We start from the raw sequence: 12701 nt of genomic DNA, 5'->3' as shown, positions 1-12701 counted from the left end.
CCGTATCCTTGCTTTTAATAGACGGCAATTACATATTCGGCGCTTAGCATGGGTCAGCGATCCTTAAGGATTTTTAAGGCATGGGTGTGAACCTTCAGTACATGATCGATGGATTCCTGGACTTTCCGGCGGCCTTCCGGCGTCTTCATCGCTTCGGTCATGTCAACAAGCGGGCGTTTGGGCATTTGCGCGTAACGACGCCGGGCCTGCTCGATTTGCTCGGCGCTAAAGCGTCCAATTGGTTTATTTTCCATAAAGTTGCCTTTTCAAGCGATCAGCAAGTAATTTATTTTACTCGTAGTTTTGGCCATGCACATCAAACCATCTTGGGTTCTTGTTGCCGCCGTTGCAGTGCTATCCGGTGCGGCGGTCAACTTTTACTGCCGTGTTCAGCTTGCGCAAGTCCATGCTGAAGTCTTAGCTGTTCGTGAGCGGCACGCCTTAGACTTGAAAGCCATCTCCGATGCCGCGCTGGCCGCTGAGCGCAAGGCATTGGAGAACAGCAAAGTCGCAGCGCAGAGAATCGAAGCCTTGGATGCGAAACTGACAAAGGAACGCCAAGCTCATGAAGCCGACAGCCGTCGTTACCGTGCTGCTCTTGCCGCTGGCACTGAGCGGCTGCGTGTCGCCGTCCGCAACTGTTCAACCCGTGGCGATAATCTGTCCGGAGCTGCCAGCACCGCCAGCGTGGGCGATGGAGCCACCGCCTACGCAGACCTCGACGCAGCGGTTGCAGAGCGCTTTTTCGCCGTCGCGGCCGACGACCAGCGAGAAATAGACAAGCTTCGGGCGCTTCAGCGTTACGTATGTACGGTGCGACCGGCGACGGCGGGATGTAGCTAAGCCTGCGCCATCACTTATCACTTATTTGAGCCGTATGGCGTTCGGTTAGCTTGCCTACATTGTCAATGTGCGATAAAGCAGCCCCGCTTGTTAAGTTAACGTTGCTTTATCCGCCGGCAACCTAGCTTTCGCTGTTCATTGCTGTGCTAATCTGCCCGTTTTTCGCTAGCCTGCTGCGCAGCAGCGCTTTGCGCTGCGTGTGTCTCATTTTTTGCCGAGCTTGTGAATGGATTTTGATCTAAATGCCGCTTTGAACGACTACCCAGCCTACGTTTGTGCATTGGAGTCGTGCCCGCAGCCTGCCGCGTCGGCCACCCCGCCGACACTGAAACCGGCAAGCGGTGAGCTGGCGAACCCATTGACCAGCCGGCCCACGACATATCATGACCTGCCGTCCGAGCTGATTCAGCAAATCGGTGACTATGTGCCCGTTCAAGACGTGGAGAATTTTTCAGTAGTCGATCGTCGTACGTATCATGCGATGCAAACCAGGCGGTTAGTCTACAGCTACTGGCAGCGAGCCAACCAAGCCGTAAGTCTCGCGTCAGTCAACCAGCTGCTCAATGAGATGGATGGCACGCTCGCCGATCCGGTGCAGCACGTCGAGCCGCTTGACGCATTGCGCCAGCGTCTGCTAGCGTTGCCGGAGGCCGAGCAAGGCGAGGCGTTCAAGCGATTGTTCGCAGCCGCGCAGCGCATTCCGAAGCATGGGTTGCAAATACAAAAGGCGCTGATGCTGATGTTTCGTTATTTGCCTTGGTCTCAGCGCCTTGAAGTATTTGACTTCGCTCACGCTTTAGTGGCACAGCGCGAGCCTGAGCAGGACAATGTCTGGCCGGCACTGGCGATTGGGTTGATCGATTTCAACATCGGCTCACCGGAGTTCATCGAGCGTTATCAGGCGCTCTTGGCGCGGCTGCCGTCGCTGAACGTGTCCCAGCAAGCGGAGCTGATTTCGGTCTTGGTCGGGCTACTGGGGCATTTGCATTCGGATATGGCACACCCAAGTAAATCCGCACAGTATGCGTTTTTGTGTGAACAGGCTCTACGCCTCCCCCCCTCTTATCAGGGTAAGGCAGTTGGCTCGTTGGCGGACAGCATATGGGTCTTGCCTAAAACGGAGCAGCCTGTGCGCTACGCGCAAATGCGCGACTTAGCTTTATCGCTGCCAGACGAGCAGTGGGGAATCGCATTTCGCCGTCTGCCTGTGGCGGCAATCAAGGCGTTGCCGCTTGACCAACATGCACAGGAGTTGGCCTTGCTCGAGCGCCATTTGGCGCGTGTGCCAGCGGCGCAGCGTGAGGGGGCGGCGCTCGGCTTGCTGTCTAGTGTTCGTTATCTGGATGAGGCGCTGTCGCAGCGAGTATGGCCGCAAGGGTTAGCTTTAATCAATGGTAGAGGCGAAGCGGCGTTATTGCGTCTGCTCACCGGGCTTCAGACATATTCTGTGTTCGTGACCATTAACGATCGCAAATTGCTATTCGCCAAAGCTCAGGTCATCGAGTTTATGGAGGCCAATCGTTTCTCTGAGGCGGCCCGTGCACGCATCCTAGACAGTGTTCGATGGTGGAACTTGCCATGGCTCAGGCATGAGCCATCTTAACGGAGGCGGCGCGCAGAGTGGGTTGTGGCGATCGGCTCATCAGAGCCCTTAACACGAGTTGACACGTGTGTTTGTTTCGGTTAGTTGGTTAGTGTTTCGCGTTGCTAGCGTGTTGCGTCAGTCAGGTGAATACATTGGAGCCTAAACCTTTCTTCGGAGGTGCTTCAATGGATCCGTCATCGTCACGCATTTCGACGCCGACTGTTACTTACCCGCCGTCCATACAGACAGGCAGTTCGAGTGCTCCTCTGCACCAGACTTCGCAGGCGACCCGTCAAGTTGCATCCGGACCGCTCACCAATCTGGCCGCATTGTCGTCAAGGGTACGCGAAGTTGCAGCAGAAACCTTATCAGATGTAAGCGCAGCGATGGCAAGTTGTTGCCCGCCGCCTCGCCCAAGCTCAAGCTCTGGCTCGGAAGGAGAAAATAGGACCAAATTCTTCTCATTAACGCCTCAAGATCTGCTTCACGCCGACGGTACACATCCCTTCTTCCCTTATACGGAAAATCCCCTGAAGAGTTACCAAGCGACTCGGTCCAATTGGACGCAAGCTCAGCATCGCGCCTTCTCCGAGAAAGCATTGGGGGTCGCAATAGAGGCCTTAGCGCGCGACGAAACAGGTGAACTGGTGGATAGAAATGCCTTCGATAACATAAGTAATCTGATGTGTTGGAATTTGCCTAGGTACTGTGCGGTCAAAGCGGAGATCATTCCCCAGTCAGAGTATGATTCGATGCACGTGCAGACTGGCTCACTCGATGTAATTTCACTGAACGACAAAAAAGTCAACAGTGCCGAAGCTCTTAAAGAGGTGCCACGTGGAGACGTCATCGGTTTCTTCGACCCTAACGCGCCGGAGGAACGTCAACTTGTTCACGCGATGATAAGCATGGGCGAAGGCAAGGCCATCGGGTGCAAAAACAACTGCTTGCCTGTTACTGTTGGTAACACAAATGCAGTTCTGGAAGAAGTCGACCTGCATACTCAGCTACTGCGACAAGGAAGATGGACAGAAAACGGTGAAGTCACCCAGCTTGCAGATAATGGTAGCGTGTACAAGAAGTTGATCCTCACCCATCGGCCTCTTAGCGAGATTGGCAAAATTCCCACCTCGGAGCAACCGAGCGACGGAGCCTCCCCATTAGCGCAAGCGAGCGGCCAAGCCTCTACATCGGCGCAAGCGTGATGAACGAGCGACGCTGACGGCTCACTCAAGGCAAGTTGCGCAGCTTGCCTTGCAACGTGGGCAGTATGGTCTCGCTGAAGTGCGGCTCGAGAAGCCTACTATTATTACGGATTGTGTTCCGCAAAGCGAAAAACCTTCAAGCGGGACAAGGGTTTGCGGGGCGCGACCCAGTCCCAGCGCAACGCGTTTTCGCCGTCGCAGCGGACGGCCAGCGCGAAATAGACAAGCTTCGCGCACTTCAGCGCTACGTGTGTGCGGTACGGTCGAATTGGTCCATCCTCGTGTCTAACTTGATTCAAAAACGCCCTTCAAACCCGCGTCTGAGGGTGCTCAAGCAATGAGCAGCAAGTTAGAGAAATTCTTGTAACTCACTGATTGTAAAGAGCAATGTATCTTCAAGCTGCGCAGCTTTGCTGAAGTCACGCTCCAGTAGCGGCTACAGGTAGAACATTCGGTCTTCGTCGCTCTTGGTCGGGGGCTGAGCGCCTTCGGCCGGTGCCCGTTCCTCATAGAACGCGAGCACAGCCTCGAGCACCTGGTCCGGCTCGTCGATCACCTGCATCAACTCGATGTCGTGCGGGCCGATCAGTCCCATTGGCTCGAGCGAGTCACGGAACCAGTCCAGCAGACCCTTCCAGAACGTGGAGCCGACCAGGATGATCGGCACATGGCGCGATTTCTTCGTCTGGATTAGCGTCAGCACTTCCGCGAGCTCGTCGAGCGTGCCGAACCCGCCTGGCATCACGATCACCGCGTCGGAGTTTTTCACGAACGTAACCTTGCGGGTGAAGAAATGCCTGAAGCGCAGCGAGATGTCTTGATACGGGTTGCCGCTTTGCTCATGCGGCAACTCGATGTTCAGGCCGACTGAAGGCGCCTTGCCTGCGTGCGCGCCTTTGTTGGCGGCTTCCATGATGCCGGGGCCGCCGCCGGAGATCACCGCAAAGCCGGCATCGGACAGTTTGCGGGCGATCTGCATGGCAAGCTTGTAGTACGGCGAGTTCGGCTTGAGCCGGGCAGAGCCGTAGAGGCTGACGGCCGGGCGGATTTCCGACAGGTACTCGGTCGCCTCGATAAACTCTGCCATAATCGTGAACATCTGCCACGATGCGCGGGCCTTCTTGGCTGTCGCGCGCTCTTGATCTGCGAGTGAACGCAGACTCGGAATCACTTTTCTCTTGGTCATAATGCTTGAAAATCGAAACCTCGAAGGCAAGACCCTGCTATTGGTCGATGGTTCGAGCTATTTATACCGGGCCTACCATGCGATGCCGGACTTGCGCGGGCCGGACGGTGGTCCGACCGGTGCGCTGTACGGTCTCATCAACATGATGAGGCGATTGCGTCGCGACATCCCCGCAGAGTATAGCGCGTGCGTGTTCGATGCGAAGGGCAAGACGTTTCGCGATGACTGGTATGCGGACTACAAGGCGCACCGTCCGCCGATGCCCGAGGACTTGGCCCGGCAGATCGAGCCGATCCACGTCGCAGTGCGTGCGCTCGGCTGGCCGCTGTTGATGATCGAGCGCGTGGAGGCCGACGACGTGATCGGCACGTTGGCGGTGCGCGCCGCGCAGGCCGGCATGAACGTGGTGGTGTCCACGGGCGACAAGGACCTCGCGCAACTGGTGAACGAGCGCGTCACGTTGATCAACACGATGACCAACGAGCGGCTCGATCGCGACGGCGTGATCGCGAAGTTCGGCGTGCTCCCCGAGCGTATCGTCGACTATCTGACGTTGATTGGCGATACCGTCGACAACGTGCCGGGCGTGGACAAGTGCGGACCGAAGACCGCGCTTAAATGGCTCGCGCAGTATCAGACGTTGGACGGCATCATCGAGCACGCGAACGATATCAAGGGCGCGGTCGGCGACAATCTGCGTCGTGCGCTCGCGTTCCTGCCCACCGCGCGCCGGCTCGTTACCGTGCATACCGAATGCGACCTGTCCCCGCAAGTGCAGTCCATCGCCGCGTCGCTGCAGGCACGGGCAGAAGCCAAGGACGAATTGCGCGACATTTATTTGCGGCACGGCTTCAAGACGTGGTTGCGTGAGCTTGACAGCGAGGCCGGGCTCGACACGTTCACGGCCACGGCCGACGGCGGGGTCGCGCTCGGTTCGGGCGCGGTCGAGCCGGCGCCGGCAACCGACATCGAGCGGCAGTACGAAACCGTCAACGCATGGGAGCAGTTCGAGCGGTGGCTGGCGGTGATCGAGGCGGCGCCCCTCACGTCGTTTGACACTGAGACCACGTCGCTGGACCCAATGCGCGCGCGTATTGTCGGCGTATCGTTTGCGACCGCGCCCGGGCGCGCCGCATATGTCCCGCTTGCGCACCGCGGGCCCGATCACCCGGTGCAATTGCCGCGCGACGAGGTGCTCGCGCGGCTCAAGCCGTGGCTGGAGAGCCCCGCACACAAGAAAGTTGGCCAGCATCTAAAGTATGATGCACAAGTCTTGGCGAATCATGGCATCACGCTGGCCGGCATCGAGCACGATACGCTGCTCGAATCGTATGTGCTCGAATCACACCGTCCGCACGACATGGACAACCTCGCGACGCGGCATCTTGGCGTGAAAACGATCAAGTACGAGGACGTTGCCGGCAAGGGTGCGGCGCAAATCGGCTTCGACGAGGTCTCAGTGGACGTGGCCACCGAATATTCCGCCGAGGATGCCGACATCACGTTGCGGTTGCACCAGGTGTTGTACCCGCAGATTCAGGTCGAAAAAGGGCTGGACTACGTTTACCGATCGATCGAGCTGCCGACGGCGCGCGTGCTGCAGACCATCGAGCGCAACGGCGTGCTGATCGACAAGGACCGGCTCGTTGCGCAGAGCAATGAACTCGGCATCCGGATGCTGGAGTTGCAGGCTGAGGCGTACGCACTAGCTGGCGGCGAGTTCAATTTGAATTCGCCGAAGCAGATCGGCGAGATCTTCTTCCAGCGGTTGCAGTTGCCGGTGGTCAAGAAGACCCCGTCAGGCGCGCCCTCCACCGACGAAGACGTATTGCAGAAGCTTGCCGAGGACTATCCGCTGCCGAAGGTGTTGCTCGACTACCGTGCGTTGACCAAGCTTAAGTCCACCTATACGGACAAGCTGCCGAAGATGATCAACCCGGACACCGGCCGCGTGCATACCAACTATGCCCAGGCGGTGGCCGTGACCGGGCGGCTTGCGTCCAATGATCCGAATCTGCAGAACATCCCGGTTCGCACGCCGGAAGGGCGGCGCATCCGCGAAGCGTTCATCGCGCCGCCGGGCAGCAGCATCGTCTCGGCCGACTACTCGCAGATCGAGCTGCGCATCATGGCGCACATTTCGGGCGACGCGTCGCTGATGGCGGCCTTCGAGCACGGCGAGGACGTGCATCGCGCGAGCGCGTCGGAAATCTTCGGCGTGACGCGGCAGGAGGTTACGAGCGAACAGCGGCGCATCGCGAAAGTCATCAATTTCGGCTTGATCTATGGTATGAGCGCGTTTGGCCTCGCATCGAATTTGGGCATCGCGCGCGACGCGGCGAAGCTTTATATCGACCGCTATTTTGCTCGCTACCCCGGGGTCGCGCGGTATATGGACGAGACGCGGATGGAGGCCAAATCGCGCGGTTTCGTCCAGACCGTGTTTGGTCGCCGGCTGTGGCTGCCGGAGATCAACGGCGGCAATGGCGCGCGCCGTCAGGCCGCCGAGCGCGCTGCGATTAACGCGCCGATGCAAGGGACCGCGGCCGATCTGATCAAGCTGTCGATGATTGCCGTGCAGGATTGGATCGAACGTGCGCGCGTGAAGTCGCGATTGATCATGCAGGTCCATGATGAACTGGTGCTGGAGGTGCCTGACGATGAGTTGGAGGTCATCCGAGCCAAGGTGCCCGAGCTGATGTGTTCGGTCGCCCAGCTCAACGTGCCGCTGGTCGCCGAATTGGGCACGGGCGCCAACTGGGAGGAAGCGCATTGACGCCGGGTGGTCCGGCGTTGCCAGCGAAATGCGGGTGACGGTCAACGAGGGGATATCGGAATGCATCGGATCATTGTGGTCGGCGGCGGCGCCGGCGGATTGGAACTTGCCACGCGACTCGGCGACCGGTTCGGGTCGCGGCGCGCGTTGCAGCGTGTCAGCGTGGTACTCGTGGACCGCTATCCGACGCACATCTGGAAGCCGCTGTTGCACGAGGTGGCGGCCGGCAGCATGGATCCATTTACGCACCAGATCGAATATGCGGCGCAGGCGCGCTGGCACGGTTTTGAATTCCAGCAGGGCGAGTTGCTCGGGTTGAGTCGCGTCGCAAAGACAATTCGCGTGAGCGCGGTGCGCGACGAAGAGGGCATTGAACTGCTGCCTGAGCGCACGCTTGCCTACGACACGCTGGTGATCGCGATTGGCAGTACCACGCATTTCTTTGGCGTAACCGGCGCCGCGCAACACGCCATCGCGCTCGATACGGTCGCGCAGGCTGAGCGCTTTCGGCGTCGCCTGATCGCCGCGTGCATGCGTGCGCAGCGGCCGCAGTCCAGCACGGACGTGGCGGCCGACGGCGCACCAGGGAGCGCCGCGCCGCACCCGCAAGCTCGGAAGCAGGAGCCGCTACCTGGCGGTGCTGCCAGTTCGGCTCACGGCGACGCGACTGATCCGGCCCACGGCGGCATGGCTGGCCTGATCTACGGCGGCACGGCCGGCCTGGCCCACAGCAGCACGGTTGGCCCGCGGATTCAGATCGCGATTGTCGGCGGGGGGGCGACCGGCGTCGAGTTGTCAGCGGAACTGCGCAACACGGCGCACGTACTGGCCGCGTATGGTTTGCATAAACTTGATCCTGTCACCGACATCGGAATCGTATTGATCGAGGCTGGTCCACGGATCCTGCCGGCGTTGCCGGAACGCGTTTCAGCCGCGACGGCGGCGCTGCTGCGCCGGCTCAACGTTTCGGTGATCACCGGTGAAGCGGTATCGGAAGTGCGCGTTGGCGAGGTCGTCACGGGCAGTGGAAACGTGCTGCGCGCCGATTTGACCGTGTGGGCGGCCGGCATCAAGGCGCCGCCGGTGCTCGCGTTACTCGACGGACTGGCCGTCAACAAACTGGGACAGTTGGTCGTGCGCTCGACGCTGCAAACTACGAGCGACGATGACATCTTTGCGCTTGGCGATTGCGCCGCCTGCCCGTGGCCCGAAGCCAAGCGGACGGTGCCGCCCCGCGCCCAGGCAGCGCACCAGCAAGCCAATTTCTTGCTCAATGCACTGCGCGCGCGGCTGGACGGGCGCGCGTTGCCCACCTATACGTACCGCGACTTAGGCTCCCTCGTCTCACTAGGCCACAACGCGATTGGCAATCTGATGGGCGGCCTGATCGGCAAGAGCCTATTCGTCGAGGGACTCTTTGCGCGATTCATGTACCAATCGCTGTACCGGATGCATATCGCCGCATTGCATGGCTATGGCCGAATGTTACTCGACATGCTCGCGCACGGGCTGCGGCGCACCACGCGGCCGCGGGTCAAGCTGCACTGAGCCGTGATCAGTCAGGGTTGCGCGCCGGTGGCAACAGGCCTGGCCGGGTCCGCCACCCATTCGCTCCAGGATCCGGCGTACAGTGCTGCGCCGTGCAATCCGGCGATTTCCATCGCAAGCGCATTGTGGCATGCGGTAACGCCGGAGCCGCAGTACAGAATCGTGCGCTCCGGTGCGGTATCACCGAGCACCGCGCGCATTTCGTTGCGCAACGTGTGGGCGGGCTTGAAGCGGCCGTCGGCGGCGAGGTTGTCTTTGAAGAAGCGATGGCGGGCGCCTGGGATGTGGCCGGCGACCGGGTCAATCGTCTCGTTCTCGCCGCGGTAGCGGTCCGGCGACCGGGCATCGAGCATCCGGCACGCGTTCGTGCTTATCTGCTGCTGCACGCCATGGACGTCGATACTGATCGACAATGGCTGCGACGGCGTGAACGTGCCCGGAGGAATGGCCGGTACCGCGTTGTCCAACGGCTGCCCGGCGGCTTGCCACGCCTGCAGCCCGCCATCGAGCAACGCCACCTCCTCGTGGCCCAACCAGCGCAGCAGCCACCACAGCCGTGCGGCGAACATGCCGCCTTGCGCGTCGTAGGCGACCACCTGTACGTCGCGGCTCAAGCCCCGCTGCGCGAGCCGGCGTGCGAGCGTGTCGCGCTCAGGCAACGGATGGCGCCCGTTGGTGCCGGTCTTCGGTCCGGACAGGTCGCGGTCGATATCCAGGTACTGTGCTCCCGGGATGTGCGCAGCATCATACGCGGCCGCGCCGGCCGACGTATCGGCCAGATCGAAACGGCAGTCGAAGATGAGCGTGGTCACGCCGGGTGTGGCGAGCCGGGTAGCCAGATTCCCGGCGGAAATCAGCGTGGTGTAGCGATGCTGTGGCATGGCGAATCTCCTGGCGAGGCGGTCATGACATCGCCCTAGATATCGACCTGGGCGAACTAGTCCTAGTCTAAACAAAAAAGCCGGACCCTAGCCCGGCTTTCGACTGACCGCAGGCACGTGTTAAATCGTGCCGAGCTCGCGGCGCAGGAATTCGTGGAAATGCTGCATGCCGTCTTCCATCGGGCTTTGGTACGGACCCATCTGGGATTCGCCGCGGGCAAGCAGCGCGCGGCGTCCGGCATCCATTCGCTCGGCGATCTCGTCGTCCTCGACGGCGGTCTCCAGATAGGCCGCGCGCTCGGCTTCCACCATCTCGCGCTCGAACAGCGCCACTTCCTCTGGATAGTAGAACTCGACGATGTTCGTCGTGCGCTGCACGCCACGCGGAATCAAATACGATATGACGAGCACGTGCGGATACCATTCGATCATCACGTTCGGGTAGTACACCATCCAGATCGCACCGAAATCCGGTGGCGCGCCGTTGCGGAACTTCAGCAACTGGTCATGCCACTTGCGATATGTTGGCGTACCCGGATTCGCGAGTGCGCTGTGTACACCAACTGTCTGCACGCTGTACCAGTCGCCGAATTCCCATTGCAGATCATCACACGAGACGAAACTACCGAGTCCAGGATGGAAAGGGGCGACGTGATAGTCCTCAAGATAGACCTCGATGAACGTCTTCCAGTTGTAGTTGCACTCGTGGATTTCGGTGTGGTCGTACAGGTACCCGGAAAAGTCGAATTGGCTTGCCGGGCCCAGGCGCGCGAGATCGCGTGCGACGTCCCGGCCGTTGTGCTCGAACAGCATGCCGTGCCAGGACTGCAGTGGCGTAGCGCCCAGGTTCAAGCACGGATTATCCGGAAAGTGCGGCGCGCCGAGCAACTCGCCGCTCAAGTCGTATGTCCAGCGGTGCAGCGGGCAGACGATATTCTCGACATGCCCGCGACCGTTGAGCATGACGGCCTGCCGGTGCCGGCATACGTTTGATAGCAGTTCGATACGACCGTGTGGATTGCGCACCAGTATGCGGCCTTCATTCTCTGCAGGCAGCGCGAAATAGTCCCCCGCTTCCGGCACCATCAACTCATGGCCGATGTAGCGTGGACCGCGTTTGAACAGGACGTCGAGCTCGCGTGCAAGGAGCGCTTCGTCGAAATAAGCTGAAACAGGCAGCTGGCTGTGAATAAACTTAAGCTGCAGAGCATTGCTCAGATTGGACATTCCCACTCCCGTGCAGACGTGAAAGCAGTGAACAACCCAACCATCGAAAAATCGATTTAGGGGAACCAGAGATTATACTCACTCCGGGCAAAGGGGGGTATCTAAATCTTTGATCCGGATCACATTTATGATACGAATCCGGTCATCGGAGTCTATTTTTTGGCTCGGTGTATGCGGCGCGCAGCACGCCGAGGTCGCATTCGCTGCCGGCCAGACGGCGTTTGCCGTAAAATAGGCGACTTGCGAGAACACATGTGCATGATGCCCAATACCGCTTCCCAAGCCCCTGGCGGGGCAGATGCCCCATTGCCGGACAATTACGAAACAGCACTCGGCGAACTCGAGTCTCTGGTTGAGCGAATGGAAGGGGGCGCGTTGAGCCTCGAAGCGTCGCTTGCGGCATATCGTCGCGGCGCAGCCCTTGTTGCGTATTGCCAACAGCAGCTCGAGAAAGTCGAGCAACAGGTTCGCGTACTCGATGGCGAGACGCTCAAGCCCATCGATCCAGCGATTGACGATGGAGAAGGTGCATGAGCGTCACGGCATTCAACGAATGGGTACGTGACGTGCTGGCGCGAACCGAGGTGGCACTCTCGGCCGTGCTGCCGCCGGCGGATGTCGAGCCGATGCGGCTGCATCAGGCAATGCGCTATGCGGTGCTGGGCGGCGGCAAGCGTGTGCGCCCGATGTTGTGCCACGCAGCAGGCCAGGCGCTGGGCGCGCCTGGCCAGCGCCTTGACGCGGCGGCTTGCGCCCTTGAGTTGATTCACGTGTACTCGCTGGTTCACGACGATTTGCCGTCGATGGACGACGATGACATGCGTCGCGGCAAGCCGACGGTGCACGTGCAGTATGATGAGGCAACAGGATTGCTCGTCGGCGACGCGCTGCAATCGCAGGCGTTCATCGCGCTTGCCTCGGACGCGCTTGAGGTACACCGTCAGGCCGCGTTGATGCGTGAACTCGCTTGCGCAAGCGGCTCGCTCGGTATGGCGGGCGGGCAGGCGATCGACCTGGCGAGCGTGGGCACGCGATTGTCGCGGACGCAGTTGGAGACGATGCATCGGATGAAGACCGGCGCGCTGCTGCGCGCGGCGGTCAAGATGGGCGCGCTGTGCGGTGACGGGCTGTCGGCCGACATCGAGGCCGGGCTCGATGCGTATGCGAAGGCGGTGGGCCTGGCGTTCCAGGTGGTCGACGACATTCTGGACGTAACGGCCGATTCGGCCACGCTTGGCAAGACAGCCGGTAAGGATGCGGCCCATGACAAACCGACCTACGTGTCGATCATCGGGCTGCAGGCGTCGCGAGAGCTTGCGGCACAGCTGCGTCGCGACGCGCATGCGGCGCTCGCGCCGCTGGGCGAGCGTGGGCTGCGGCTTGCGCAAATCGCTGACCTAGTGGTGGAGCGCATGAATTGAGCTGACGCGTCGGCGGCGGGCGTGGCGCC

General features: G+C 60.5%; 11 protein-coding genes. 7 read left to right on the top strand and 4 right to left on the bottom strand.

All coding sequences use genetic code 11. The features are described 5' to 3' along the window. Nucleotides 1-53 precede the first annotated feature (53 nt). Complete coding sequence (locus tag IHE30_RS02570; protein WP_337688565.1) at nt 54-254, bottom strand: hypothetical protein; 201 nt, start codon at nt 252-254, stop codon at nt 54-56. A gap of 55 nt (nt 255-309) precedes the next feature. Here IHE30_RS02570 and IHE30_RS02565 point away from each other — a divergent pair, with 55 nt between their 5' ends. The 3 genes from IHE30_RS02565 (at nt 310) to IHE30_RS02555 (ending at nt 3633) form a co-directional block, all read left to right on the top strand. After that, nucleotides 310-843, top strand: a complete 534-nt coding sequence (locus IHE30_RS02565; protein ID WP_337688984.1) for a lysis system i-spanin subunit Rz — start codon at nt 310-312, stop codon at nt 841-843. Between the two features lie 226 nt (nt 844-1069). Next, on the top strand, nt 1070-2446 hold the full coding sequence (locus IHE30_RS02560) for a hypothetical protein (RefSeq protein ID WP_337688564.1): 1377 nt from the start codon (nt 1070-1072) through the stop codon (nt 2444-2446). Nucleotides 2447-2613: 167 nt separating this feature from the next. Continuing rightward, a complete protein-coding gene (locus IHE30_RS02555) occupies nt 2614-3633 on the top strand; it encodes a hypothetical protein (protein WP_337688562.1) in 1020 nt (339 codons plus the stop codon). A 436-nt stretch (nt 3634-4069) separates the two neighbouring features. Here the strand turns inward: IHE30_RS02555 and IHE30_RS02550 are convergent, their stop codons facing one another. Beyond that, nucleotides 4070-4819: a TIGR00730 family Rossman fold protein gene (locus IHE30_RS02550; protein WP_337688560.1), complete on the bottom strand. Its 750-nt coding sequence runs from the start codon at nt 4817-4819 to the stop codon at nt 4070-4072. A 1-nt stretch (nt 4820) separates the two neighbouring features. Here IHE30_RS02550 and polA point away from each other — a divergent pair, with 1 nt between their 5' ends. Then, nucleotides 4821-7595, top strand: a complete 2775-nt coding sequence (polA, locus tag IHE30_RS02545) for a DNA polymerase I (RefSeq protein WP_337688558.1) — start codon at nt 4821-4823, stop codon at nt 7593-7595. A gap of 60 nt (nt 7596-7655) precedes the next feature. Next, a complete protein-coding gene (locus IHE30_RS15060; protein WP_443193581.1) occupies nt 7656-9143 on the top strand; it encodes an NAD(P)/FAD-dependent oxidoreductase in 1488 nt (495 codons plus the stop codon). An 11-nt stretch (nt 9144-9154) separates the two neighbouring features. On the opposite strand, the gene IHE30_RS02530 is transcribed toward IHE30_RS15060, so the two are convergent. Together IHE30_RS02530 and IHE30_RS02525 are read right to left on the bottom strand one after the other, a co-directional pair. Further along, a complete protein-coding gene (locus tag IHE30_RS02530) occupies nt 9155-10024 on the bottom strand; it encodes a sulfurtransferase (protein WP_337688557.1) in 870 nt (289 codons plus the stop codon). A gap of 120 nt (nt 10025-10144) precedes the next feature. Next, complete coding sequence (locus tag IHE30_RS02525) at nt 10145-11251, bottom strand: aromatic ring-hydroxylating oxygenase subunit alpha (RefSeq protein WP_337688556.1); 1107 nt, start codon at nt 11249-11251, stop codon at nt 10145-10147. Between the two features lie 261 nt (nt 11252-11512). Here IHE30_RS02525 and IHE30_RS02520 point away from each other — a divergent pair, with 261 nt between their 5' ends. Next, nucleotides 11513-11785 carry an exodeoxyribonuclease VII small subunit gene (locus tag IHE30_RS02520; RefSeq protein WP_443193592.1) on the top strand — a complete coding sequence of 91 codons (273 nt, stop codon included), beginning with the start codon at nt 11513-11515 and terminating at the stop codon, nt 11783-11785. Continuing rightward, a complete protein-coding gene (locus tag IHE30_RS02515; RefSeq protein WP_337688554.1) occupies nt 11782-12672 on the top strand; it encodes a polyprenyl synthetase family protein in 891 nt (296 codons plus the stop codon). Before IHE30_RS02520 ends, IHE30_RS02515 begins: the two co-directional genes overlap by 4 nt. Nucleotides 12673-12701: the final 29 nt, after the last annotated feature.

It is taken from the genome of Mycetohabitans sp. B46, from assembly GCF_037389205.1.
In the GTDB taxonomy this organism is placed as follows: Bacteria; Pseudomonadota; Gammaproteobacteria; order Burkholderiales; family Burkholderiaceae; genus Mycetohabitans.
The sequence above is the reverse complement of the archived record's forward strand: the minus strand, read 5'-3'. Positions and strand labels throughout refer to the sequence as shown.